General features: G+C 63.4%; 36 protein-coding genes. 4 read left to right on the top strand and 32 right to left on the bottom strand.

The window, feature by feature from the left end; genetic code table 11:
• The 24 genes from rpmD to rpsL form a co-directional block, all read right to left on the bottom strand.
• Positions 1 to 186 (bottom strand): 50S ribosomal protein L30, encoded by a 186-nt coding sequence (gene rpmD, locus ACT17R_RS08335; RefSeq protein ID WP_003042255.1) that lies wholly within the window; start codon positions 184 to 186, stop codon positions 1 to 3.
• A gap of 4 nt (positions 187 to 190) precedes the next feature.
• The gene (gene rpsE, locus ACT17R_RS08330) at positions 191 to 904 is read right to left on the bottom strand and encodes a 30S ribosomal protein S5 (RefSeq protein WP_003042253.1); all 714 of its coding nucleotides are present in this window, start codon (positions 902 to 904) and stop codon (positions 191 to 193) included.
• Positions 905 to 906: 2 nt separating this feature from the next.
• Positions 907 to 1,260: a 50S ribosomal protein L18 gene (rplR, locus tag ACT17R_RS08325; protein ID WP_003042250.1), complete on the bottom strand. Its 354-nt coding sequence runs from the start codon at positions 1,258 to 1,260 to the stop codon at positions 907 to 909.
• Positions 1,261 to 1,263: 3 nt separating this feature from the next.
• Complete coding sequence (rplF, locus tag ACT17R_RS08320; protein ID WP_062901385.1) at positions 1,264 to 1,797, bottom strand: 50S ribosomal protein L6; 534 nt, start codon at positions 1,795 to 1,797, stop codon at positions 1,264 to 1,266.
• Positions 1,797 to 2,201, bottom strand: coding sequence for a 30S ribosomal protein S8 (gene rpsH / locus ACT17R_RS08315; RefSeq protein ID WP_003042244.1), 405 nt, complete (start codon positions 2,199 to 2,201; stop codon positions 1,797 to 1,799). The genes rplF and rpsH overlap by 1 nt, the downstream gene beginning before the upstream one ends.
• 12 nt (positions 2,202 to 2,213) lie before the next feature.
• On the bottom strand, positions 2,214 to 2,519 hold the full coding sequence (rpsN, locus tag ACT17R_RS08310; protein WP_062901386.1) for a 30S ribosomal protein S14: 306 nt from the start codon (positions 2,517 to 2,519) through the stop codon (positions 2,214 to 2,216).
• Positions 2,520 to 2,573: 54 nt separating this feature from the next.
• Positions 2,574 to 3,152, bottom strand: a complete 579-nt coding sequence (gene rplE / locus ACT17R_RS08305) for a 50S ribosomal protein L5 (RefSeq protein WP_003042239.1) — start codon at positions 3,150 to 3,152, stop codon at positions 2,574 to 2,576.
• A complete protein-coding gene (rplX, locus tag ACT17R_RS08300) occupies positions 3,145 to 3,465 on the bottom strand; it encodes a 50S ribosomal protein L24 (RefSeq protein ID WP_040589516.1) in 321 nt (106 codons plus the stop codon). Before rplX ends, rplE begins: the two co-directional genes overlap by 8 nt.
• 2 nt (positions 3,466 to 3,467) lie before the next feature.
• Positions 3,468 to 3,836 carry a 50S ribosomal protein L14 gene (rplN, locus tag ACT17R_RS08295; protein ID WP_003042233.1) on the bottom strand — a complete coding sequence of 123 codons (369 nt, stop codon included), beginning with the start codon at positions 3,834 to 3,836 and terminating at the stop codon, positions 3,468 to 3,470.
• A 68-nt stretch (positions 3,837 to 3,904) separates the two neighbouring features.
• Positions 3,905 to 4,171 carry a 30S ribosomal protein S17 gene (gene rpsQ, locus ACT17R_RS08290; RefSeq protein ID WP_003042229.1) on the bottom strand — a complete coding sequence of 89 codons (267 nt, stop codon included), beginning with the start codon at positions 4,169 to 4,171 and terminating at the stop codon, positions 3,905 to 3,907.
• Between the two features lie 10 nt (positions 4,172 to 4,181).
• Positions 4,182 to 4,385, bottom strand: coding sequence for a 50S ribosomal protein L29 (gene rpmC, locus ACT17R_RS08285; protein ID WP_003042226.1), 204 nt, complete (start codon positions 4,383 to 4,385; stop codon positions 4,182 to 4,184).
• 5 nt (positions 4,386 to 4,390) lie between these two features.
• Entirely contained in the window at positions 4,391 to 4,822 is a 432-nt protein-coding gene (gene rplP, locus ACT17R_RS08280) for a 50S ribosomal protein L16 (protein ID WP_003042223.1), read from the bottom strand.
• Positions 4,823 to 4,833: 11 nt separating this feature from the next.
• Positions 4,834 to 5,541 carry a 30S ribosomal protein S3 gene (gene rpsC, locus ACT17R_RS08275; RefSeq protein ID WP_003042222.1) on the bottom strand — a complete coding sequence of 236 codons (708 nt, stop codon included), beginning with the start codon at positions 5,539 to 5,541 and terminating at the stop codon, positions 4,834 to 4,836.
• Between the two features lies 1 nt (position 5,542).
• Positions 5,543 to 5,923: a 50S ribosomal protein L22 gene (rplV, locus tag ACT17R_RS08270; RefSeq protein ID WP_003042218.1), complete on the bottom strand. Its 381-nt coding sequence runs from the start codon at positions 5,921 to 5,923 to the stop codon at positions 5,543 to 5,545.
• Positions 5,923 to 6,198, bottom strand: coding sequence for a 30S ribosomal protein S19 (rpsS, locus tag ACT17R_RS08265; protein WP_003042215.1), 276 nt, complete (start codon positions 6,196 to 6,198; stop codon positions 5,923 to 5,925). Before rpsS ends, rplV begins: the two co-directional genes overlap by 1 nt.
• Positions 6,199 to 6,201: 3 nt before the next feature.
• Entirely contained in the window at positions 6,202 to 7,038 is an 837-nt protein-coding gene (gene rplB, locus ACT17R_RS08260) for a 50S ribosomal protein L2 (protein WP_003042210.1), read from the bottom strand.
• Between the two features lie 22 nt (positions 7,039 to 7,060).
• The gene (locus tag ACT17R_RS08255; RefSeq protein ID WP_003042207.1) at positions 7,061 to 7,369 is read right to left on the bottom strand and encodes a 50S ribosomal protein L23; all 309 of its coding nucleotides are present in this window, start codon (positions 7,367 to 7,369) and stop codon (positions 7,061 to 7,063) included.
• Positions 7,362 to 7,988 (bottom strand): 50S ribosomal protein L4, encoded by a 627-nt coding sequence (gene rplD / locus ACT17R_RS08250; RefSeq protein WP_062901387.1) that lies wholly within the window; start codon positions 7,986 to 7,988, stop codon positions 7,362 to 7,364. Before rplD ends, ACT17R_RS08255 begins: the two co-directional genes overlap by 8 nt.
• Before the next feature lie 2 nt (positions 7,989 to 7,990).
• Positions 7,991 to 8,749 (bottom strand): 50S ribosomal protein L3, encoded by a 759-nt coding sequence (gene rplC, locus ACT17R_RS08245; protein ID WP_040589724.1) that lies wholly within the window; start codon positions 8,747 to 8,749, stop codon positions 7,991 to 7,993.
• A gap of 303 nt (positions 8,750 to 9,052) precedes the next feature.
• Positions 9,053 to 9,364, bottom strand: coding sequence for a 30S ribosomal protein S10 (rpsJ, locus tag ACT17R_RS08240; protein WP_003042199.1), 312 nt, complete (start codon positions 9,362 to 9,364; stop codon positions 9,053 to 9,055).
• Positions 9,365 to 9,511: 147 nt separating this feature from the next.
• The gene (tuf, locus tag ACT17R_RS08235) at positions 9,512 to 10,702 is read right to left on the bottom strand and encodes an elongation factor Tu (RefSeq protein ID WP_062901388.1); all 1,191 of its coding nucleotides are present in this window, start codon (positions 10,700 to 10,702) and stop codon (positions 9,512 to 9,514) included.
• Between the two features lie 153 nt (positions 10,703 to 10,855).
• Positions 10,856 to 12,949, bottom strand: coding sequence for an elongation factor G (gene fusA / locus ACT17R_RS08230; protein ID WP_003042194.1), 2,094 nt, complete (start codon positions 12,947 to 12,949; stop codon positions 10,856 to 10,858).
• A gap of 96 nt (positions 12,950 to 13,045) precedes the next feature.
• Complete coding sequence (rpsG, locus tag ACT17R_RS08225) at positions 13,046 to 13,516, bottom strand: 30S ribosomal protein S7 (RefSeq protein ID WP_003042192.1); 471 nt, start codon at positions 13,514 to 13,516, stop codon at positions 13,046 to 13,048.
• A 73-nt stretch (positions 13,517 to 13,589) separates the two neighbouring features.
• Complete coding sequence (rpsL, locus tag ACT17R_RS08220; RefSeq protein ID WP_003042180.1) at positions 13,590 to 13,961, bottom strand: 30S ribosomal protein S12; 372 nt, start codon at positions 13,959 to 13,961, stop codon at positions 13,590 to 13,592.
• A 289-nt stretch (positions 13,962 to 14,250) separates the two neighbouring features.
• Between rpsL and ACT17R_RS08215 the strand changes: the two genes are divergently transcribed.
• Positions 14,251 to 14,748: a DNA-deoxyinosine glycosylase gene (locus ACT17R_RS08215; RefSeq protein ID WP_062901389.1), complete on the top strand. Its 498-nt coding sequence runs from the start codon at positions 14,251 to 14,253 to the stop codon at positions 14,746 to 14,748.
• A gap of 97 nt (positions 14,749 to 14,845) precedes the next feature.
• On the opposite strand, the gene ACT17R_RS08210 is transcribed toward ACT17R_RS08215, so the two are convergent.
• Entirely contained in the window at positions 14,846 to 16,147 is a 1,302-nt protein-coding gene (locus ACT17R_RS08210) for a metal-dependent hydrolase family protein (RefSeq protein WP_062901390.1), read from the bottom strand.
• A gap of 115 nt (positions 16,148 to 16,262) precedes the next feature.
• On the opposite strand from ACT17R_RS08210, the gene ACT17R_RS08205 reads away from it, so the two are divergent.
• Both ACT17R_RS08205 and dapD read left to right on the top strand, forming a co-directional pair.
• On the top strand, positions 16,263 to 16,937 hold the full coding sequence (locus tag ACT17R_RS08205; RefSeq protein WP_062903065.1) for a pyrimidine 5'-nucleotidase: 675 nt from the start codon (positions 16,263 to 16,265) through the stop codon (positions 16,935 to 16,937).
• A 14-nt stretch (positions 16,938 to 16,951) separates the two neighbouring features.
• The gene (gene dapD, locus ACT17R_RS08200) at positions 16,952 to 17,794 is read left to right on the top strand and encodes a 2,3,4,5-tetrahydropyridine-2,6-dicarboxylate N-succinyltransferase (RefSeq protein WP_003042169.1); all 843 of its coding nucleotides are present in this window, start codon (positions 16,952 to 16,954) and stop codon (positions 17,792 to 17,794) included.
• Between the two features lie 53 nt (positions 17,795 to 17,847).
• On the opposite strand, the gene gpmA is transcribed toward dapD, so the two are convergent.
• Positions 17,848 to 18,534 carry a 2,3-diphosphoglycerate-dependent phosphoglycerate mutase gene (gpmA, locus tag ACT17R_RS08195; RefSeq protein WP_062903066.1) on the bottom strand — a complete coding sequence of 229 codons (687 nt, stop codon included), beginning with the start codon at positions 18,532 to 18,534 and terminating at the stop codon, positions 17,848 to 17,850.
• A 207-nt stretch (positions 18,535 to 18,741) separates the two neighbouring features.
• Between gpmA and ACT17R_RS08190 the strand changes: the two genes are divergently transcribed.
• Positions 18,742 to 19,197: an Hsp20 family protein gene (locus ACT17R_RS08190; RefSeq protein WP_062901391.1), complete on the top strand. Its 456-nt coding sequence runs from the start codon at positions 18,742 to 18,744 to the stop codon at positions 19,195 to 19,197.
• An 82-nt stretch (positions 19,198 to 19,279) separates the two neighbouring features.
• On the opposite strand, the gene ACT17R_RS08185 is transcribed toward ACT17R_RS08190, so the two are convergent.
• From ACT17R_RS08185 to ACT17R_RS08160, 6 genes are all read right to left on the bottom strand, one after another.
• The gene (locus ACT17R_RS08185) at positions 19,280 to 19,762 is read right to left on the bottom strand and encodes a GNAT family N-acetyltransferase (protein WP_444809249.1); all 483 of its coding nucleotides are present in this window, start codon (positions 19,760 to 19,762) and stop codon (positions 19,280 to 19,282) included.
• Positions 19,759 to 20,868, bottom strand: coding sequence for a M14 family metallopeptidase (locus ACT17R_RS08180; protein ID WP_062901393.1), 1,110 nt, complete (start codon positions 20,866 to 20,868; stop codon positions 19,759 to 19,761). The genes ACT17R_RS08185 and ACT17R_RS08180 overlap by 4 nt, the downstream gene beginning before the upstream one ends.
• Entirely contained in the window at positions 20,865 to 21,491 is a 627-nt protein-coding gene (locus tag ACT17R_RS08175; RefSeq protein ID WP_062903067.1) for a DUF4136 domain-containing protein, read from the bottom strand. The genes ACT17R_RS08180 and ACT17R_RS08175 overlap by 4 nt, the downstream gene beginning before the upstream one ends.
• 73 nt (positions 21,492 to 21,564) lie before the next feature.
• The gene (locus ACT17R_RS08170) at positions 21,565 to 22,197 is read right to left on the bottom strand and encodes a cell wall hydrolase (RefSeq protein ID WP_062901394.1); all 633 of its coding nucleotides are present in this window, start codon (positions 22,195 to 22,197) and stop codon (positions 21,565 to 21,567) included.
• A 195-nt stretch (positions 22,198 to 22,392) separates the two neighbouring features.
• Positions 22,393 to 22,731, bottom strand: coding sequence for a DUF1491 family protein (locus ACT17R_RS08165; RefSeq protein ID WP_062901395.1), 339 nt, complete (start codon positions 22,729 to 22,731; stop codon positions 22,393 to 22,395).
• Positions 22,732 to 22,752: 21 nt separating this feature from the next.
• Complete coding sequence (locus ACT17R_RS08160; protein WP_062901396.1) at positions 22,753 to 23,217, bottom strand: PTS sugar transporter subunit IIA; 465 nt, start codon at positions 23,215 to 23,217, stop codon at positions 22,753 to 22,755.
• Between the last annotated feature and the right edge of the window lie 150 nt (positions 23,218 to 23,367).

The following is a 23,367-nucleotide window of genomic DNA, read 5'->3' as shown; positions in this document are numbered from 1 at the left end:
TTAGCCCTCGATTACTTCCACCATGTGCGGAAGCTTGCGGATCATGCCGCGCACTTCCGGGGTGTCGACCAGTTCGACTTCGCGGTTCATCTTGCCCAGGCCGAGGCCGGTCAGGATCTTGCGCTGGTCCTTGGGACGACGGATCGGCGAACCGATCTGGCGGATCTTGATCTTCTTGTCGGCCATTGTCTTACTCCGTCACCGCCGCGGCTTCAGCCTCGGCTGCACGATCGGACACGCCGCCGCGCTTGATCAGGTCCGAAACCTTCTTGCCGCGACGCTGCGCAACCGACTTCGGGCTGGTCTGTTCGCCGAGCGCCTGGAAGGTCGCGCGGATCATGTTGTAGGGGTTCGACGTGCCGACCGACTTGGTCACCACATCGGCAACACCGAGCGATTCGAACACGGCACGCATCGGGCCACCGGCGATGATGCCGGTACCGGCAGGCGCCGAACGCACGGTGACGTTGCCGGCGCCGAAATGGCCGCGACCGTCATGATGCAGCGTGCGGCCGTCGCGCAGCGGAACGCGAATCATCGCCTTCTTCGCAGCGGCGGTCGCCTTCGAAATGGCTTCGGGCACTTCGCGCGCCTTGCCATGACCGAAACCGGCGCGGCCCTTGCCATCACCGACGACGACGAGCGCGGCGAAACCGAAGCGCTTGCCGCCCTTCACGGTCTTCGAGACGCGGTTGATGTGAACGAGCTTTTCAATCAGCTCTTCGCCACCGTCCTCGTCGCGCGGACGCCGATCGTCGCGGCGACCACGGCCACCGTCGCGACCGCCACGTCCGCCATCACGACCGCCGCGACCACGGCGACCCGTGACTTCGGCGTTGGTGGTTTCAGGCGCCAGGATCGCCTCGGGCTGGTTGCCCTGACCCGTGGTGTTTTCGTCAGCCATAATCAGAACTCCAATCCGCCTTCGCGCGCCGCGTCGGCCAGCGCCTTGATGCGCCCGTGGAACAGGAAGCCGCCGCGGTCGAACACGACCTGCGTCACGCCCGCCTTCTTGGCGGCGTCGGCAAGGCGCTTGCCGACTTCGGCAGCAGCCGAAGCCGTCGCGCCGGTCTTGCCGCGCAGATCCTTGTCGAGCGTCGAAGCCGCAGCCAGCGTCTTGCCGGCGGCGTCATCGATGAGCTGCGCATAGATGTGGCGGCCCGAGCGGTGCACCGAAAGGCGCGGACGCCCGGCAGCACGCAGACGGAGTGCGGTACGAACGCGCTGGCGGCGTTTTTCGAAAGGGGTAAGATGTGCCATGGCTTACTTCTTCTTGCCTTCTTTGCGGAAGATGTACTCGCCGCGATACTTGATACCCTTGCCCTTATAGGGTTCGGGCTTGCGCCAGCGACGGATTTCCGCCGCGACCTGGCCGACCTGCTGCTTGTCGATGCCGCTGATCTCGATCGTCGTGTTATCCGGCGTCTTGATCTCGATGCCTTCCGGCACCGCGAAATCGACATCGTGGCTGTAGCCGAGCTGCAGCTTCAGATTCTTGCCCTGCGCGTTGGCGCGGTAGCCGACACCCGTGATTTCGAGCACCTTGGTGAAACCTTCGGTCACGCCCGTGATCAGGTTCTGCACCAGCGTGCGCTGCATGCCCCAGAAAGCGCGCGCTTCGCGGCTTTCGTTCGCGGGCTGCACCGAGATGGCGCCTTCGCCGACTTCATATTTGATGTTGTCGGACAGCGGCATCGCCAGCGTGCCCTTGGGGCCCTTGACCGACAGCTGGCCGCCGTCGATCGCAGCGGTAACGCCGCTGGGGATCTCCACTGCCTTTTTACCGATGCGCGACATTAGAACACCTCCGCCAGCACTTCGCCGCCGACATTATGCTCGCGTGCTTCGGCGTCCGAAAGGACACCGCGCGGGGTCGACACGATGGTGATGCCCAGGCCGTTGCGAACCACCGGCAGTTCTTTCGAACCCGAATAGACGCGGCGGCCCGGCTTCGAGACGCGTGCCACGTGGCGGATCGCCGGCTGGCCTTCGAAATATTTGAGCTCGATGCGGATGCCCTTGTGCTGGCCCTTGGTGCCGAGCACCTCTTCGCTGTAGCCACGGATGTAGCCTTCGCGCTTGAGCACGTCGAGAACGCGGACACGCAGCGTCGAAGCCGGCGTCAGGACGCTGTCCTTCTTCGCCTGCTGGCCGTTGCGGATGCGGGTGAGCATATCACCCAAAGGATCGGTCATTGCCATGTTGCGTGTTCCTTACCAGCTCGACTTCACAACGCCGGGGATCAGGCCCTTGTTGGCCAGATCGCGGAGCTGAATACGGCACAGCCGGAATTTGCGATAATAAGCGCGCGGACGGCCCGTCAGTTCGCACCGGTTACGGATACGGGTCGGGTTACCGTTGCGCGGAATTTCCGCCATCTTGAGGCGCGCGATCAGACGCTCGCCGTCGTCGAGCGTGGTGTCGGCCGCAATAGCCTTCAGTTTCGCATAGCGGCCGGCATATTTCTTCACCAGCTTCTTGCGACGCTCATTCTTGTTCACCGAACTCAGTTTCGCCATGACTTAAGTTCTCTTTCCTTGTTCCTGTCCGGCCCGAGGATCCCCAGCGGGGACTCAGGCGGCTTCCTTAGCCTGGGCTTCGATCGGGAAGGGGAAGCCGAACAGCTTGAGCAGTTCGCGGGCTTCCTCGTCCGTACGTGCCGACGTGGTCACGATCACATCCATGCCCCGCACTTGATCGATGCGGTCATAGTTGATCTCGGGGAAGATGATCTGTTCCTTCAGGCCGAGAGCATAGTTGCCCCGACCGTCGAAGCTCTTCGGCGACACGCCGCGGAAGTCGCGGATGCGCGGCATCGCGATGGTGATCAGGCGGTCGAGGAATTCATACATCCGCTCGCGACGCAGCGTCACCTTGCAGCCGATCGGCATGCCTTCACGCAGCTTGAAGCCGGCAATCGACTTCTTCGCCTTGGTGATAACGGGCTTCTGGCCCGCGATCAGTTCCATTTCCGAAGCGGCCGTTTCGACCTTCTTCTTGTCCTGGACCGCATCGCCCACACCCATGTTGAGCGTGATCTTCTCGATCTTCGGAACTTCCATCGCATTCTTGTAACCGAACTTTTCGGTCATCGCCTTGACGATCTGGTCGTCATAGAGCTTGCGCATGCGCGGGGTGTAGTTGTCAGCCATTGATCGTCTCCCCGGACTTCACGGCCACGCGGACCTTCTTGCCGTCCTTGGTTTCAAAGCGGACGCGCGTCGGCTTGCCGGTCTTGGGATCGGCAACCGCGACCTTGCTGACGTGCAGCGGCGCTTCCTTGCGCTCGAGGCCGCCCTGCGGATCCTGCTGGTTCGGCTTCTTGTGGCGGGTGATGATGTTGACGCCCGCGACGACGACCTTGCCGTCCTTCGGCAGGCTCTGCGTCACTTCGCCGGTCTTGCCCTTGTCCTTGCCGGACAGGACGACGACGGTGTCACCCTTCTTGATCTTGGCCATACCCATGGTCAAAGCACCTCCGGCGCCAGGCTGATGATCTTCATATAGCCCTTGCCGCGCAGTTCGCGGACGACGGGGCCGAAGATACGGGTGCCGATCGGCTCTTCATTTTTGTTGACGAGCACGGCGGCGTTGCTGTCGAAACGGATCACCGAACCGTCGGCACGACGAACGTCCTTCGCGGTGCGAACGATGACGGCACGATGCACGTCGCCCTTCTTCACCTTGCCGCGCGGCTGGGCTTCCTTGATCGAGACGACGATAAGGTCGCCCACGCCCGCCGTGCGACGCTTCGAGCCGCCCAGCACCTTGATGCACTGGACGCGCTTCGCGCCGCTGTTGTCGGCGACTTCCAGTTGTGACTGCATCTGGATCATCGATGCATTTCCTTCTTCCTTGGCCTACCGGGCCATCCCGGCGGTTCCGTGAAACTTGCGTGAAGCCCTCAGGCTTCGGCCGCTTTCGGCTTGGTGGAGGTTTCGACCTTTTCGAGAACCTTCCACGTCTTCAGCTTCGAAATCGGCTTCGTTTCCTCGATGCGGACGGTTTCGCCAGCCTTGATGGCGTTGTCCTCATCATGGGCGTGATACTTCTTCGAACGCCGGATGATCTTGCCGTAGAGCGGGTGCTTAACCTTACGCTCCACCTTCACCACGACGGTCTTGTCGCCCTTGTCGGACACTACCGTGCCGGTCAGAATGCGCTTCGGCATGACAGTCTCCTTACTTCGCCGCCGCGCGAACGCGCGCGGTTTGTTCGGTCTTGATGCGGGCGATCGTGCGCCGCACTTCCTTGACCCGCGAAGCCTTTTCGAGCTGGCCCGTGGCGGCCTGGAAACGGAGGTTGAATGCCTCGCGCTTCAGTTCGCCAAGCTGTTCGGCGAGCTGGTCGTCGGTCTTCTTGGTCACATCTTCGGTCTTGGCCATGGCCCTCAACCCTCCAGGTGCGAGGTGTCGCCCAGGCGGGCGACGACCTTCGTCTTGATCGGCAGCTTCATCGCCGCACGCTCGAACGCCAGCGCGGCCACGGGGCCAGGAACGCCGTCGAGTTCGAACAGGATGCGGCCGGGCTTGACGCGAGCGGCCCAATATTCGGGCGCGCCCTTGCCCTTACCCATACGGACTTCGGCGGGCTTCGACGACACGGGAAGGTCGGGAAACACGCGGATCCAGAGGCGGCCCTGACGCTTGATCGCACGGCTGATCGCACGGCGGGCCGCTTCGATCTGGCGCGCGGTGATGCGCTCGGGTTCCATCGCCTTCAGGCCGTAGGAGCCGAAGTTCAGGCTGGTGCCACCCTTGGCATTGCCATGGATGCGGCCCTTGAAGGCCTTGCGGAACTTGGTTTTCTTCGGTTGCAACATGTCAGCGTTCCTTAACGGCGTTCATCGCGCGCCGGGCGAACGCCCGACGTCTGCGCGTCGAGCATCAGCCGGTCGGTCGCCATCGGGTCGTGGCCCAGAATCTCGCCCTTGAAGATCCAGACCTTCATGCCGCACACGCCATAGGCGGTGTGGGCTTCGGCCTCGGCATAATCGACGTTCGCACGCAGCGTGTGCAGCGGAACGCGGCCTTCGCGATACCATTCGGTGCGGGCGATTTCCGCGCCGCCGAGACGACCCGCACAGTTGATGCGGATGCCTTCGGCGCCCAGACGCATCGCCGACTGAACCGCGCGCTTCATCGCACGGCGGAAGGCAACGCGGCGTTCGAGCTGGTCGGCAATGCCCTGCGCGACGAGCTTGGCATCGACTTCCGGCTTGCGGATTTCGACGATGTTCAGGCTCACGTCGCTGCCGGTCATTTCACCGAGCGCCTTGCGCAGCTTTTCGATGTCCGCGCCCTTCTTGCCGATGATGACACCGGGACGGGCGGCATAGATCGACACGCGGCACAGCTTCGCCGGACGTTCGATGACGACCTTCGAAATCGCGGCCTGCGGCAGGGTCTTGAACACATATTTGCGGATCTTCAGATCCTCGATAAGCATGCGTCCATAATCCTGGCCTTCCGCGAACCAGCGGCTGTCCCAGGTGCGGTTGACCTGCAGGCGCAGGCCGATCGGATTGCTCTTCTGGCCCATCTTACGCCTCTTCTTCCTGTTCGCGCACGACGATGCGGATGCGGCTGAACGGCTTTTCGATCCGGGTCGATTTGCCGCGACCGCGCGCATGCCAGCGCTTCATCGTGAACGACTTGCCGACGCTCGCTTCCTTGACGACGAGTGCATCGACATCGAGGTTGTGATTGTTTTCCGCGTTGGCGACGGCGCTGGCGAGAACCTTGCGCACGTCGACAGCCATCGCCTTCTTCGAGAAAGCGAGGACGTTCATCGCGTCTTCGACCTTGCGGCCGCGGATCAGCGCGGCAACGAGGTTCAGCTTCTGCGCCGAACCGCGAATCTGCGTGCCGACCGACAGCGCCTCATTGTCCGCAACGCGGCGAGGGGATTTTTCCTTGCCCATTAGCGTTTGCCCTTCTTGTCGGCCGCGTGACCGGGGAAGAAGCGCGTCGGCGCAAATTCACCCAGCTTCATGCCGACCATGTCTTCATTGACCGACACCGGCACGAACTTGCGGCCGTTGTAGACGTTGAAGGTCAGCCCGACGAACTGCGGCAGGATGGTGGAGCGACGCGACCAGGTCTTGATCGGGGCAGAGCTGCCGCCGTCCTGAGCCGCTTCGGCTTTCTTGAGGAGATGAAGGTCGACGAACGGACCCTTCCAGACCGAGCGTGCCATGGCTTACCTCTTCTTCTTCGCGTGACGCGACCGGATGATCATCTTGTCGGTCGACTTGTTGTGGCGGGTACGGGCGCCCTTGGTCGGCTTGCCCCACGGGGTGACCGGGTGACGGCCGCCCGAGGTGCGGCCTTCACCACCGCCGTGCGGGTGGTCGACCGGGTTCTTGGCGACGCCGCGCGTCAGCGGACGCTTGCCGAGCCAGCGGCTGCGGCCGGCCTTGCCCAGGTTGGTGTTCTGGTTGTCGGGGTTCGACACCGCACCGACCGTGCCCATGCACTCGCCGCGAATGTAGCGCTGTTCGCCCGAACCGAGACGCACGATGACAAGACCGCGGTCACGACCGACGACCTGCGCATAAGTGCCGGCCGAACGGGCGATCTGGCCGCCCTTGCCCGGCTTCATCTCGATATTGTGGACGATCGTGCCGACCGGCATCTGCGACAATTCCATCGCATTGCCGGGCTTCACGTCGGTCTTCTTGTCTGCGACGACCGTATCGCCGACCGCCAGGCGCTGCGGCGCCAGGATATAGGCGAGATCACCGTCCTCATATTTGATGAGCGCGATGAACGCCGTGCGGTTCGGGTCATATTCGAGCCGTTCGACGGTCGCCGGAACGCCCCACTTGCGACGCTTGAAGTCGATGAAGCGATATTTTTGCTTGTGACCGCCGGCGATGCCGCGCGAGGTCACATGGCCCTTGTTGTTGCGGCCACCGGTCTTGCGCTTGCCTTCGGTCAGCGCCTTGACGGGCTTGCCTTTCCACAGCGACGATTTGTCGACGAGGATCAGGCCACGCTGTCCAGGGCTGGTCGGATTATAGGATTTGAGTGCCATTTTCTCTGCCTTCCCCTATCCGTCAGACGCCGGTGGTGACGTCGATCGACTGGCCTTCGGCCAGGCGAACGATCGCCTTCTTCACGTCGCTGCGGGTGTAGGGCTTGCCCTTCCAGCGCTTGGTCTTGCCCTTGGTGACCAGCGTGTTCACGCTGAGCACCTTGACATCGAACAGCGCCTCGACGGCGGCCTTGATCGCCGGCTTCGTTGCGTCGTTGGCGACGCGGAAGACGACTGCGTCGTTTTCGCTGAGCAGCGTCGACTTTTCGGTGATCACTGGCGACAGGATCACGTCATAGTGACGCGCATCGATGGTCTTTGCCTTAGCCATTGCAGCGGGCCTCCAGCTTTTCGACCGCCGCGCGGGTCAGGACCAGCGTGTCGGCGCGAAGGATGTCATAGACGTTGGCACCGATCGCCGGCAGCGAATCGACGCCGACGATGTTGGCCGAAGCCTGGGCGAAGCTGTCATGGACCGCATCGCCGTCGATGAAGAGCGCACGGCGACCGAGGTCGAGCTTGCCGAGCTTGCCGGCCAGCGCCTTGGTCTTGGCTTCCTTGAGCTCGAGCGTGTCGATGACAACGAGCTTGCCGCCCTTTGCCTTGTCGCTCAGGGCCATCTTGAGACCAAGGGTGCGGATCTTCTTGTTCAGCGAGTGGCCGAAAGTGCGGGCCCGGGGACCGTGCGCCTTACCACCGCCGATGAAGATCGGCGCCTTGCGATCGCCGTGACGGGCGGTACCGCCGCCCTTCTGGCGACCGAACTTCTTGCCGGTGCGGGCAACGTCGCTGCGCTCACGGGCAGCGCGGGCGGGGCCGCGACGCTTTTCGAGCTGCCAGGCGACGACGCGGTGGAGGATGTCCGCCCGCGCGTCGACGCCGAAGACGTCGTCGTTAAGATCGATGTCGGCGCCAGCCTTGCCATCGAGGGTCTGTACCTTGACCTTCATGATCAGGACTCCTGTGCGCCGTCGGCCGCGGTCGTTTCGACCTCTGCTTCCGCAGGGGTTTCAGCCGGGGCATTGTTGCTGTTCGCCGCGCTCTTGACCGCCGCCGGATAGGGGGCTTCGGGGTGGCGCGGCAGCTTCATCGCATCGCGAACCAGCAGCCAGCCGCCCTTCGAGCCAGGGACCGAACCCTTGACGAAGAGAAGACCGCGCTCGGCGTCGGTGCGGACGATTTCGAGATTCTGCTGGGTGCGATTGCGCGCGCCCATGTGGCCAGCCATCTTCTTGTTCTTGAAGACGCGGCCCGGATCCTGACGGTTACCGGTCGAACCATGAGCACGGTGGCTGATGGAAACACCGTGGGTGGCGCGCATACCGCCGAAACCCCAGCGCTTCATCGCACCGGCAAAGCCCTTACCCTGGGTGACACCCTGGATATCGACCATCTGGCCGGCGACGAAATGGTCGGCCGACAGTTCGGCGCCGACGTCAAGCGTCGCGTCGTCAGCGACGCGGAATTCGACGAGCTTCGCCTTGGGCTCAACCTCGGCCTTGCCATAGGCCCCGCGCTGCGGCTTGGCGACATTCTTCGCCTTTGCCGAGCCGGCACCGAGCTGGACGGCCACATAGCCGTCGCGTTCCTTTTCGCGAACCGAGACGACCTGGCAGCCTTCGAGGCTCAGAACGGTGACGGGCACATGGCGGCCATCGTCCTGAAACAGGCGGGTCATCCCCATTTTTTTCGCGATCACGCCAGTGCGCATGATCATTCACTCCTAACAGAGGCCGGGCAGAACCATTTCCGCACGGCATGTGGACCCCACCGAACCTGCGCTCGATGACGGTCCTCCCAGCCCGAAATTTCGATGCATCGCCCCGTCCGGGCTGAGGTGCCGCTTTCCCGTGGGATCAGCGGCAAGACGGGGGACGCAGCCCGGATAAATCCGGCGGTATCCTCCGAAACCTGAATGTGTCCCTGCGAAAGCAGGAACCCAGGGCGGTTTCAGTGCGGCCTATCGGCCGCTTCTACCCTGGGCTCCGGATCAAGTCCGGAGCACGCTGGCTATTTAGGCCAACTTGATTTCGACGTTCACGCCCGCGGCGAGGTCGAGCTTCATCAGCGCATCGACCGTCTGCGGGGTGGGCTGAACGATGTCGAGCAGCCGCTTGTGGGTACGCACCTCGAACTGCTCGCGCGACTTCTTGTCGACATGCGGACCGCGGTTCACGGTGAATTTTTCAATGCGCGTCGGCAGCGGGATGGGACCGCGAATGAGGGCGCCCGTACGACGTGCCGTATCGGCGATGTCGGTGGTGGCCTGATCGAGCACGCGGTGATCAAAGGCCTTCAGGCGAATGCGAATATTCTGCGTTTCCATGACTATTCCAGTCGAATCCCGTCTGACGATGCGAAAGAGCCGAAATGGCCCGTCCCGACCCCCGCATGGAGGCCGGAAAGGCCATCAAAAATCTCAAAAGCTACGAGCCGCCCGAATCACCCGATTCGAGCGGCTCGAGGCCCTATATTACTTAATGATCGAGGCCACAACCCCTGCGCCGACCGTGCGGCCACCTTCGCGGATCGCGAAGCGCAGGCCCTGGTCCATGGCGATCGGAGCGATGAGCTTGACCGTCAGCTGGACGTTGTCGCCCGGCATGACCATTTCCGTGCCTTCCGGCAGGATGACTTCGCCGGTGACGTCAGTGGTACGGAAGTAGAACTGCGGACGATAGTTCGCGAAGAACGGCGTGTGACGACCGCCTTCGTCCTTCGACAGGACGTACACTTCCGAGCTGAACTCGGTGTGCGGCGTGATCGAGCCGGGCTTCGCCAGAACCTGGCCACGCTCGACTTCTTCACGGCCGACGCCGCGGATCAGCGCACCGATGTTGTCGCCAGCCTGGCCCTGATCGAGCAGCTTGCGGAACATTTCGACGCCGGTGACGGTCGTCTTCTTGGTGTCCTTGATGCCGACGATTTCAACTTCTTCACCAACCTTGACGATACCGGTTTCGACGCGGCCGGTGACAACCGTACCACGACCCGAAATCGAGAACACGTCTTCGATCGGCATCAGGAAGGGCTTGTCGAGCGGGCGTTCCGGCTGCGGGATCCAGCTGTCGACGGCTTCCATCAGCTTCAGGATAGCTTCCTTGCCGATGTTGTCGTCGCGGCTTTCGAGGGCGGCCAGAGCCGAACCCGCGATGATCGGAATATTGTCGCCGTCGAAATCGCGCTTCGAAAGTTCTTCGCGGATTTCGAGCTCGACGAGTTCGAGCAGTTCGGGATCGTCGAGCTGGTCAACCTTGTTCAGGAAGACGACCATGGTCGGAACGCCGACCTGCTTCGCGAGCAGGATGTGCTCCTTGGTCTGCGGCATCGGGCCGTCAGCAGCCGAAACCACCAGGATCGCGCCGTCCATCTGCGCCGCGCCGGTGATCATGTTCTTCACATAGTCGGCGTGACCCGGGCAGTCGACGTGCGCATAGTGGCGTTCCTTGGTTTCATATTCGACGTGCGCGGTCGAAATGGTGATGCCGCGTTCGCGCTCTTCGGGCGCCTTGTCGATGTTTTCGAAGTCGACCTTCTGCGACAGACCTTCTTCGGCGAGCACCTTGGTGATCGCGGCGGTCAGCGAGGTCTTGCCATGGTCGACGTGACCGATGGTGCCGATGTTGCAGTGCGGCTTCGTCCGCTCAAATTTAGCCTTAGCCATGTTTCTTGAACCTTCTTGTTCGCGTGTTGAGTTGATCAGTCCTGGACGAGCCTGCTGAATCAGGCGCCGCCCTTAGTAGGTCTTGCTGCGCGGTGCAAGCCCGCGCTTGTCCGGGTCCGCCGTGCGAGGCAAGCCCCGCACGGCCAAACCGGATCAGGCCATCTTCGCCTTCACCTCGTCCGCGACGTTGTTCGGCACTTCTTCATAGTGCGAGAACTGCATCGTGTACTGGGCCCGGCCCTGGGTGAAAGAACGCAGCTGGTTGACGTAGCCGAACATATTGGCGAGCGGCACGATGGCTTCAACCACCTGGGCGTTGCCGCGGCTGTCCGTACCCTGGATCTGGCCACGACGGCTGTTGAGGTCGCCGATCACGTCGCCCATGAATTCTTCAGGGGTAACAACTTCGACCTTCATCACCGGTTCGAGCAGCTTGATGCCGGCCTTTGCCGCCACTTCGCGCATCGCCGCACGGCCCGCGATTTCGAACGCCAGCGCCGACGAGTCGACATCGTGGTACGCACCGTCGATCAGCTTGATGTCGAAGTCGATGATCGGGAAGCCGATCATGTGACCGTTTTCAGCCGATTCGCGGAAACCCTTTTCGACCGCCGGGATATATTCGCGCGGAATGTTGCCGCCCTTGATCTCGTCGGTGAAGGTGACGCCGCTGCCGCGCTCGCCCGGGGTGACCTGGACCTTGACGCGACCGAACTGACCCGAACCACCCGACTGCTTCTTGTGGGTGTAGTCAACTTCGACCGGCTTCGCGAGGCTTTCGCGATACGCCACCTGCGGCGCACCGACATTTGCTTCGACCTTGAATTCGCGCTTCATGCGATCGACGAGAATGTCGAGGTGAAGCTCGCCCATGCCCTTGATGATCGTCTGGCCCGATTCATGGTCGGTCGAGACGCGGAACGAGGGATCCTCGGCTGCCAGGCGGTTGAGGGCAACGCCCATCTTTTCCTGGTCGGCCTTGGTCTTGGGTTCGACCGACAGCTCGATGACCGGCTCGGGGAATTCCATCCGTTCGAGGATGATCGGCGCATTGCTCGCGCAGATCGTGTCGCCCGTCGTGGTTTCCTTGAGGCCGGCGAGCGCGACGATGTCGCCCGCATAGGCTTCTTCGATGTCCTCACGCGAGTTGGCGTGCATGAGGAGCATACGGCCGATCTTTTCCTTCTTGTCCTTCACCGAGTTCAGATAGGTGCCCTTCGAGAGCGTACCCGAATAGATGCGCGCGAAGGTGAGCGAACCGACGAACGGGTCGTTCATGATCTTGAACGCGAGCATCGACAGCGGTGCGCTGTCCGACGTCGGACGCGAATCGGCTTCCTCGGTGTCGGGGTTGATGCCCTGGACGTCGGGGATGTCGAGCGGCGAAGGCAGATAATCGACAACCGCGTCGAGCAGCGTCTGGACGCCCTTGTTCTTGAACGCCGAGCCGCACAGGACCGGAACGAACGCCTGGCCGAGCGTGCCCTTGCGGATCAGCGCTTTCAGCGTCGCCACGTCGGGCAGCGTGCCTTCGAGATAGGCTTCCATCGCATCGTCGTCCTGTTCGACGGCGAGTTCGACGAGCTTTTCGCGATATTCGGCAGCCTTGTCGGCGAGGTCGGCCGGGATGTCTTCGTAGAAGAATTCGGCGCCCAGGCTTTCATCCTTCCAGATGATCGCGCGTTCGTTGACGAGGTCGACGAGGCCCTTGAAGTCCGATTCCGCCCCGATGGGGAGGTACAGGACGGCCGGCACCGCACCCAGACGATCGATGATCGTCTGAACGCAGTAATAGAAATTGGCGCCGGTGCGGTCGAGCTTGTTGATGAAGCACATCCGCGGAACCTTGTACTTGTCCGCCTGGCGCCACACGGTTTCCGACTGCGGTTCGACACCCGCAACGCCGTCGAACGCGGCGACGGCGCCGTCGAGGACGCGCAAGCTGCGTTCGACTTCGATGGTGAAGTCAACGTGTCCGGGGGTGTCGATGATGTTCAGGCGGTGTTCCGGACCCTGACCTTCATCGGCCTTCCACAGGCAGGTGGTGGCAGCCGACGTGATCGTGATGCCGCGTTCCTGTTCCTGTTCCATCCAGTCCATCGTGGCAGCGCCGTCGTGGACTTCGCCGATCTTGTAGGACTTGCCGGTGTAATAGAGAATGCGCTCGGTCGTCGTGGTCTTGCCGGCGTCGATGTGCGCCATGATACCGAAATTGCGATAGCGTTCGAGCGGATGGCTGCGTGCCATGATCTTTTCCTCGGTTTTTGGGGGAAGCCTTTGGAGCCGCCCCCGATATAGGAAGTTTTGTTGCGATTGCGAGACGCCGGGGGGCGCCCTCGCAAATTACCAGCGGTAGTGGCTGAAGGCGCGGTTAGCTTCGGCCATGCGGTGCGTGTCTTCGCGCTTCTTGACCGCGTTGCCGCGATTGTTCGACGCATCGAGCAGTTCGCCCGACAGGCGCGCGGCCATCGTGGTTTCGCTGCGGTTGCGCGCCGCGGTGATCAGCCAGCGGATCGCGAGCGCCTGTGCGCGGTCCGGACGGACTTCGACCGGAACCTGATAGGTCGCACCGCCGACGCGGCGGCTGCGGACTTCGATATTCGGACGGATATTGGCGAGCGCCTCATGGAACACGCCGAGCGGCTCCTTCTTGGCGCGGGCTTCGACCGCTTCGAGTGCGCCATAGACGATGCTTTCGGCGACCGACTTCTTACCGTCGAGCATGACACTGTTCATGAACTTCGACAGCACGACATCCCCGAAACGGGGATCGGGCAGGATTTCGCGGCGTTCAGGACGACGACGACGAGCCATAGGTAATTCCTTTTACAACAGCATCCCGGCGCAACGCGCCCGCGGGATGATCAAATAGCCGAAAATGCCGTCCTTACTTCGGACGCTTCGCACCGTATTTCGAACGGCTCTGCTTGCGGTCTTTCACACCCTGGGTGTCCAGAACGCCGCGCAGGACGTGGTAACGGACACCGGGAAGGTCGCGCACACGGCCGCCGCGGATCAGCACGACGCTGTGTTCCTGGAGGTTGTGGCCTTCGCCGGGGATGTAGGAAATGACTTCGCGCTGGTTGGTCAGGCGGACCTTCGCAACCTTGCGGAGCGCCGAGTTCGGCTTTTTCGGGGTCGTCGTATAGACACGGGTGCAAACGCCGCGCTTCTGCGGGTTTGCTTCCATCGCCGGGACCTTGGACTTCACTTTCTGCGGAGTCCGGCCCTTGCGGACCAGCTGGTTGATCGTGGGCATGAATGCTTCACCTTCAAGTGTCCGCCCATCGGAGCGAACGGTTACTCTACCGCGGTGGATGAAGCTCCGGGGCATCGAAATGCCCCGACCTGATAACAGCAAAAGACCCCGGCGGACACATTCGTCCTCCGGAGGCTCCATCCGCGCCAGCAATGTTCAAGCGCTGTTGTGAACGAGTTTGGCGAGAAGTCCGCCGCTTTCGATCGGGGGCGCCCCTAGCGGTGATTCCCTTTGCGGTCAAGCGTCAAGCGGCTTGCGCCGCGGATTTCCGGCCGGTAGCGGCCCGTAAATGCCTCCGGTCCGCCACGCCAGCTTCGCACCGCACGTCGCGCCCGACACGCGCCTGCTGATTCTCGGCAGCCTGCCCGGCGCGCGTTCCCTCGCCGAGCGGCGCTATTATGCGCATCCAACGAACCAGTTCTGGCGACTGGTAGGCGCCGCGATCGACCGGCCGCTCGCCGTCCTGACCTATGACGAGCGGCTGGGCGCGCTCGCGGATGCGAAAATCGGGCTATGGGACGTGATCCGTTCGGCCGAGCGGCTTACGAGCAGCGATTCGCTGATCCGCGAGGCCGAGGCGCACGACCTTGGCGCCCTGATCGCGGCACTGCCCGATCTGCGCATGATCGCCTTCAACGGCAACAAGGCCGCAGCGATTGGGCGAAGGCAAGTGCCCGTGCTTGAGGGCGTCGCGCTCGTCGATCTGCCATCAAGCAGCGCGGCGAATACGGTGGGCTATGCGGCGAAGCTGGAGCGGTGGCTGCGGTTGCGCGCGGCGTTGGCATAATAGAGCGCGTCATTGCGAACGAAGCGGCTCAATCCGGAGCTGGTCGATGCAGCACTGGATTGCCGCGTCGCTTCGCTCCTCGCGATGATGCTGCGGGTCAATCAACCACTGCCCCCCGCGCCATCACGAAGTCGACCTTTTTCAGCACCGTCACATCGGCAACCGGGTCACTCGCCACCGCGATGATGTCCGCGCTCTTTCCCGGCGCGATCGTGCCGATTTCGTCCGACAGGCCCAGCAGATCCGCGGCGTTGACCGTCGCAGCCTTCAGCGCTTCAACGGGCGTCATGCCGTGCTGGACCATCAGTTCGAATTCGTCGGCGTTGCGGCCATGCTTGGACACGCCCGCGTCGGTGCCGAAGGCGATACGCACGCCGCGCGGGACGAGTTGCTCGAGGCTTTTCCCGGTGATCGAGATGCGCCAGCGAATCTTGGCGAGCACATCGGGTTCATAGGCATTGGCGTTCGCCGCCAGCCGCTCCTTGTAGCCGTTCACGGTCGACAGGGTCGGAACATAATAAGCCTTCGACTTCGTCCAGGCGGCGATCGTCGCTTCGTCGAGGATCGTGCCGTGCTCGATCGAATCGGCGCCGGCGTCGAGCGCCAGGCGGATGCCGTCGGCACCGTGCGCATGGACCGCGACCTTTTTGCCGAACATATGCGCGGTAGCGACGATCGCCTTGGCTTCGTCGTCGAACATCTGCTTGCCCAGCCCGGCGCCGATGCGGCTGTTGACGCCGCCCGTCGAAGCGAATTTGATCACGTCGGCGCCGCGCCCGACCTGAAGCCGGACGGCACGGCGGCAATCGTCGGCACCGTTGCAGGTGTTCCCCGCTCCCTGGAAATAGGGGCGCAGTTCGTCCCGATAGCCGAGCGATCCGTCCATATGCCCGGCGCTACCCGAAATCGCGTTGCCCGCATCGACGATGCGCGGCCCCTGCACCTTCCCCGCCAGGATCGCGTCGCGCAGCGCCAGCGTGGCCCCGTCGCCATCGCCCAGATTGCGCACCGTGGTGAAGCCCGCACGCAGGGTCTTCAGGCCGTTTACCTCGGCATTGAAGGCCTGAGCCGCAGGGCTGAGCGTCACTTCCTCGAGCTGGCCCGCCAGACCGCCAGCATCGCTGGTCAGGTGGACGTGGCTGTCGATCAGGCCGGGCAGGACATATTTGTCCTTTAGATCGATCAGCACCGCGCCGGCATCGGCCGGCTGGTAGCCGTCGAGAATCGCAACCACCTTGCCATTTTCGACGATGATCGTCGTCGCGCCGCGCACCGGCTTGCCGGGCTCCGCCATCAATTTGCCGGCGTGGATGACCGTGCGCGTCGGCGCCTGCGCCGCAACCGGCGCCGAAAGCAGCGCGCCAGCCAGCGCGAGCGGAAGAAGCATCGTCGATTTCATAAGTCTGTCCCCTGCTGCCCAGTGGCAGCCTGCTTAGCGGGGTAACATGGGAACTGCAAAGTGTGCCACGGCTACCTTGCCGTCGCGGGCGGCGCGTCCTATGGCGCGCGGCGTCATGACGGTACCGATCGATCATATCGACTGCTGGATCTTCGATCTCGACAACACGCTCTACCATCCGTCGGCGCGGCTGTTCGACCTGATCGACGCGCGCATGGGCGCTTTCATCATGCGTCTGATGGACGTCGATGCCGTCGAAGCGCGGCGTGTACAAAAGCAGTATTTCCACGATCACGGCACGACGATGGCGGGGCTGATGCGCCACCACGGCGTCGATCCCGAAGATTTCCTAGTCGACGTCCACGATATTCCTCTCGACCGGCTGGCGCCCGATGCGCGGCTGCGCGCCGGACTCGAGCGCCTGCCCGGCCGCCGTCTGATCTTCACCAACGCCGATGCCGATTATGCGGCGCGCGTGCTCGACGCGCGGGGCATCGCCGATCTGTTCGACGGCATCTGCGATATTCGCTCGACGCGCTATACGCCGAAGCCCGACGCCGAAGCTTATCGCATGATGATCGGCCATCTCGGAATCGATCCGGCGAAGAGCCTGTTCGTCGAGGATATGGCGCGCAATCTGACCCCCGCCAAGGCGCTGGGAATGACGACCGTATGGCTGGACAATGGCAGCGAAAGCGGCCATCGCGACCACCTGCCGGACCATGTCGATTTTCATGTGAACGACATCGCCGACTGGCTTGATGCGCTTCCGGAACATTTTGGGCCGTAACCTTGGGGAATTTCATGAGCACCGACCTGCAATCGACGATCGAAGCCGCCTGGGATGCACGCGAGACGCTCGGTCTGACGACGACCGGCGCGGTGCGCGACGCGGTCGAGGCGGCACTCGCGGGCCTCGATGACGGCAGCTTCCGCGTTGCCGAGCGCGATGCCGGCGGAACGTGGCAGGTCAATCAGTGGCTCAAGAAGGCGGTGCTGCTCTCCTTCCGCCTCAACGACATGGAGATTATCGAGGGCGGCGCCGGCGGCGCGACTTGGTGGGACAAGGTTCCGTCGAAATTCGCCGGCTGGGGCGAGAACCGCTTCCGCGATGCGGGCTTCCGCGCCGTTCCCGGATCGATCGTCCGCCGCGGCGCCTTCATCAGCAAGGGCGCCGTGCTGATGCCGAGCTTCGTCAACATCGGCGCCTATGTCGGCGAGGGATCGATGGTCGATGCCTGGGCCACCGTCGGCAGCTGCGCGCAGATCGGCGCGAACGTCCACCTGTCGGGCGGCGCGGGGATCGGCGGCGTGCTCGAACCGCTGCAGGCCGGGCCCGTGGTGATCGAGGACGGCGCCTTCATCGGCGCGCGCGCCGAAGTGGCCGAGGGCGTGATCGTGCGCGAGGGCGCGGTACTGTCGATGGGCGTCTATCTCGGCGCATCGACCAAGATTATCGACCGCGCGACCGGTGAGGTCTTCATCGGCGAGGTTCCGGCTTATTCGGTCGTTGTCCCGGGTTCGCTTCCGGGCAAGCCGCTTCCCGACGGAACGCCGGGCCCGTCGCTCTACTGCGCCGTCATCGTCAAGCGCGTCGATGCGCAGACGCGCGCGAAGACGGGCATCAACGAACTGCTGCGCGACTGATCGCCTCCCGGATAATCGTCATTGCGAGCAAAGCGAAGCAATGACGGGGTGGCTCACCGCTCGCTGAGATAATAGCGCTCGCGCGCCGTCAGATCGTCGTCCAGATCATAGACGATCGGCTGGCCAGTGGGGATTTCGAGGCCGGTGATGTCAGCGTCGGAAATGCCCGACAAATGCTTCACCAGCGCACGTAGGCTGTTGCCGTGCGCCGAGATCAGCACCGTCTTGCCGTCCCGCAGCTGCGGCGCAATCGCGCTGTCATAATAGGGAAGAACGCGCGCGATGGTGTCTTTCAGGCTTTCGGTCGCCGGGATCGCGATGCCCGCATAGCGCGGATCGCCCGACAGATCGTAAGGCGAGCCGGCCTCAAGCGGCGGCGGCGGGGTGTCGAAGCTGCGGCGCCAGATCTTCACCTGATCCTCGCCATGCCTGGCCGCGGTCTCCGCCTTGTCGAGGCCGGTGAGCCCGCCATAATGGCGTTCGTTGAGGTGCCAATCCTTCGTCACCGGCAGCCAGAGCCGCCCCATCGCCTCGAGCGCGAGGTTGAGCGTCTTGATCGCGCGCGTCTGGACCGAGGTGAAGCAGGTGTCGGGTGCTATACCCTTTTCCTTCATCAGTTCGCCCGCCGCCCACGCCTCTGCCGCGCCTTTTTCGGTGACATCGACGTCCCACCAGCCGGTGAAGCGGTTCTCCAGATTCCACTGCGACTGGCCGTGACGGATGAGGATGAGCTGCGGCATGATCTGTCCTTTCGACAAAGGGCGCGCCCGCGCGGGCGATTCGGGGGCGCCATAGCGCGGCTTTCGGGCAAGGGCCACCGCCCCTCTTGAAAAGGGTCGGCGCCATCCCAGATTCGGAACATCCGGTCGCCAAAACGGGGCCGGATGGAAGCCGCGGCAGGCCATGCCGCGGCCCGATGACTTCGCTTTGCAAGGAAGGAATGACCCATGCGTAACAGCTTTGACTGGACCCCCTATCGCCGCTCGACCGTCGGTTTCGATCGTCTGTTCGACTTTCTGGAAAACAGCGGTTCTGCCGAAAATTATCCGCCCTTCGATATCGAGAAGGTCGCCGACGACCATTTCCGCATCACTGTCGCGGTGGCGGGTTTCAAGAGCGACGAGATCGACATCACCGCGCAGCAGAATATGCTGACCGTCAGCGGCCGCAAGGCGCCCGCGAAGGAAGGCGAAACGCGCCAGCTTCTGTATAGCGGTATTGCGACGCGCGCCTTCGAGCGCCGCTTCCAGCTTGCCGATTTCGTGCGCGTCGATCGCGCTGACCTCGCCGACGGGCTGCTGATCATCGACCTGGTGCGCGAAGTGCCCGAAGCGATGAAGCCGCACAAGATTGCCATCGGCGGCACGCAGCCCACGGCGATCGAAGCCAAGAAAGCCGCGTAAGCCAGCGGCTAACGCCGGTCCGAATGGGCCGTACGAACGGGGTCCGGCTGTCCCTTCCGGGCCCCGTTTCTGCTCGGCGTTGCTAGATTGCGCGCGTCATGAAGCGACTGAATGGATCGGGCCTGTAATCCGCGAATGGCCCACAATCGGTGAAGCCATGTCGCCGGTAGAGCGCGAGCGCCGGTTCGAAGGCAGCGCCTGACCCGGTTTCGAGGCTGAGCCGCTCAAGCCCGGCCGCGCGGGCCTCTTCGATAATGTGGCCCAGCATCCGGGCGGCGACACCGCGGCGCAGAAAGGCGTCGGCGGTGCGCATCGACTTGATCTCGCCGTGCCGGCCATCGAGCCGCTTCAGCGCGCCGCAACCCGCCAGATCGGGGCCGCAATGAATCGACCAGAAGGTAACACCGGGGGCCTTCAGTCCCTCGAAATCAAGAAAATGGCAGCTTTCCTCGGGCGAGTTTGCGAGCATGCCGGCAAAATGCCGTTCGAGCAGCGCGCGGATCGGGGCGCCTGACAGATCGTCCTCGACGATATGCCAGCCGTCCCGACCTGCGGCATCGGTCAAAGCATCTGATCCAGCGTCGCGAGGCACGCGTGCGCGAGCAGCTTCGAGCGTTCGGGCGACCAGCCGGCGACGGGATCGGGCAGATCGCGATTGTCCTTGAACGGCATTTCGATCGTCATCGACACCGCACCAAAGCGTTCGGCGAGCTGCGTCGTCGACATCGACAGATTGGCCTTGCCCGGCGCTGAGCTTTCATAGCCGAGCGCGGTCTGGAAATCGGGCGTGTTGGCGGCAAGGGCGGACTGGAAGGCCAGATAGCGCGCCTGTTGCTCGTCCTTCAACGACGGGATGCCCTCGAAACCCGCCAGGAACACCGCCGGAATCGCCTCGTCGCCATGAACGTCCATCGCCCAATCGACGCCGCTTTCGTCCATCGCATTGCGCACCGCGAGCACTTCGGGGCTGCGATCGGCAGTGGGATTGTCCCATTCGCGGTTGAGATTCACCCCGGCATAGTTGGTGCGCAGATGACCGCGGCGCGACCCATCGGGGTTCATGTTCGGGACGAGGTGGAAACGGCATTTCTGCCGTAGCGACCGGGCATGGGGATCGGCCGGATCGGTGAGCTTCTCAAGCGCGCCTTCCATCCACCATTCGGCCATGCTCTCGCCCGGATGCTGGCGCGCGTACAGCCACACCTGGACCGGCCCGGTGCCCATTTCGAGGCAGTCGATCGGCTGCCCCTCAAGACTGGTGCCGAGACAGCGATAGGAAACGCCGTCGCATTCAGCGACAGAGGCGACCAGGTCGTGATGCCGTTCCATCGAATAGGGCGCGAAATAGGCGATCCACAGAAGCTGCCCTTCGGCGCTGTGGTTGATGGTGAGCGTCCCGGCTTCGTAGCCGGTGTCGAGCCGGAACCAGTTTTCGCGGTCATAGCTGGCGCAGGCGGCATAGCCGGGCCAGCCATCGGGATAGGCCGAATCGCCGAGCCCGGCGATCGCCAGTTCAAGTTCATCGCCCACCGCGCAGCCCACGCGGAAATGGAACCACTGGAAGAAATCGGATTCGCGATCCTTGCGGATCGAAAGGCGGGCACGCGTGCCATCGATCGAATCCACGACGATATTGCCGCTGTCGAAGGCGGCGTTGATGCTGATTGTCATGGAACGCTGATAGTGCGTCCCGATTCGCCGGGGAAGTCCTTGAATAGGGCTTCGGCCAATTTCGCGGCAGCAATCGACGGTTGTGCCGCAGGCGCCTTCACCGGCACCGCGCTGAGCGCCCGGCCTTCCCACACGGCCTGGCCCGTGGCCGCGTCATCGATACGCACCGACAGCTGCAGATCCTGCATCTGTTTCGGCCCGCCACCAAGATTGATGCCGATACCGAGGCCCACCCCCGAGCCATAGCTGCCGGTCGATCCGCCAACGCCGACCGAAACCGGCGAACGCTTCGCAAGCGGCATGCGATCGCTGCGGTCGAAGGCTATGCGAACCTTGAGCGGCGCGGCCGCTCCTTCGGGCGCAGCGACGAAGCCCAGCAACTGCAGCTGACGCTCCACCGCGATGCGATAACTGTTCCATTCGAGTGACGGCTGCGCCGCGCCGCCCGTCGCCGAGGCATCGCCGTGCGGCAGCACTTCGACGGCATAGCGCGTACCTGGGGCCAGGCCGGCGGTTGCATTGTTATGGAAGCGGGTAACCTCGACGGGGGGAACCGCCGTGGCACAGCCGCCGAGCGCAAGCGCCACTGCCGCGAGCAGGGCGACGGAAAATTGACGCGTCATGCCCGCATCATGCGCCAGCAAAAATGGCTTGGCAATGAACGAGGTGGGGGGCGTGGCCCCCGCACCCTCGAATTCAGCGATAGAAGATATGATTGTCGATCTGCGCGATGCGCGTCTTGCGCCAGCCGGGCGAGACGTAGCGCGCATGGAAGAACAGCGCGCCTGGCGCCTTGTTCTGCCAGCTGCCGTCGCGCGCGATCTGCGCGATTGCGATCGCATTCGACCATTGGCCGGCATTGCGCACGGCGGGCATCTTGCCGCGGCGCACGAAGCTGAACTGGCTCGGCTGATGGACGACGCCGCACAGGCTCGTCGGGAAGCGGCCCGACTTCGCGCGGTTGATCACGACATGTGCGACCGCGAGCTGCCCCGCGAGCGATTCGCCGCGCGATTCGAAATAGACCGCCTGCGCGAGGCAGCGCAGTTCGGGATCGATCGTCTCGGGCTTCGGGGTCGCCGCGACCAACTGGGCCAATGTATCGGCAACAGCGCTGTCGTCGGTGGCGGTATCGACCGGCGTTTCGGCTTCGGTCGACGGAGCTGCCGCATCGCTGTCGGCCGGAACATCGGCGGCGGGCAGCGTGATCGCGGGAATGTTGGCGTCGGCGGCCAGATCACTGGCGAAGCCGGGTTCGGCCAACGACAGCGCGGCAAAGGCAGTGATGCCCACGGCAGCCACGCTGGCAGCGTTCAGAATACGACTCATCTAATCCGTCAAAAGGGCGGCTGACGAACCTAAATCTAACAGGCTGGGGGATCGTTGATCCTGAACCACCTGCGGTCGTCATCCGACTGCGTGTCCATATCGGTAAATCGGGCCTGTCCGAAAAGACGGATGCAACCCGCGATACGACCTACGCGTTATCAAGTGGCCGGGCACCTATTGTGCGCCGCAACAGAGTCAAGTTAACGCGCCCCACTCCGCGACGAGACGTGGCGCATCTGCGATATCCAGTTCGACGATCCACAAGTCGGGATCGGCTTTTCGCCGCCGGTCCTGATAGTTTGCGCGTTCTTCACCATCGCTCGCGGGATCGGGTCCGACCGCTTCCCATATATAATTGCCAGTCATCGCAAAGCGGCGTTCGAGCAGCGGCCCCGCCACCCCTCGGTCGCTGCACTGGACGAGGATCGAGCCGGAATGATCATCGCCCGCGGCAAGAACCGCAGCGAATCCGCCCGCGGCCTCGGTTTCGCGGATAAGAAGATCGACGAGGAACCGGCTGGTGAAGCGCGTCATCGGAGCATCCGCCCCGGAAGGTCAGGCCGCGTCGCGCGCTTCGGCATCGACGAGCATGGCATAGAGCGCTTCGTCATTCTTCGCACCGCGCAATCGTTCGGCAATGCTCTCATTGCGTAGCATACGCGATACGCCGGCGAGGGCCTTCAGATGGTCGGCGCCCGCGTCGAGCGGCGACAGCAGTATGAAGAGAAGATCGACCGGCAAACCATCGACCGCCTGAAAATCGATCGGCCGCGCGAGCTGCAGGAACATGCCACGCACGCCGTTGAGATCGGCCATCTTGGCATGCGGCAAGGCAATGCCGCGACCAAAGCCGGTCGAACCGAGCCGCTCGCGCTCGAGCAGCGCCTCGCTCACTTCGCCCGCGTCGAGTCCCAGCGACCGCGCCGCCAGTTCGCCGACATAGGGGAACAGCGCCTTTTTGGAATCGAGCTGCACATTGGCGCGCACGGTGGCGGGATAAAGGAGGGAGGATAGGTTCATTGGTCTGGTCAAATCTGCATGGCCGCAAGGCGACGCCACGCGGGTCATCCTGTTGGCGTTGGTTCGCTTGAGCGTACTAGGCTGGCCCCCGCCGTCCGGCTTTCGGGCTTTGTTGGGCGCGGCCCTTAGGCCGAACGGCAGAGAAAATCC

The sequence above is a fragment of the Sphingopyxis sp. Q841 genome, from assembly GCF_052384365.1.
In the GTDB taxonomy this organism is placed as follows: domain Bacteria; phylum Pseudomonadota; class Alphaproteobacteria; order Sphingomonadales; family Sphingomonadaceae; genus Sphingopyxis; species Sphingopyxis terrae_A.
The sequence above is the reverse complement of the archived record's forward strand: the minus strand, read 5'-3'. Positions and strand labels throughout refer to the sequence as shown.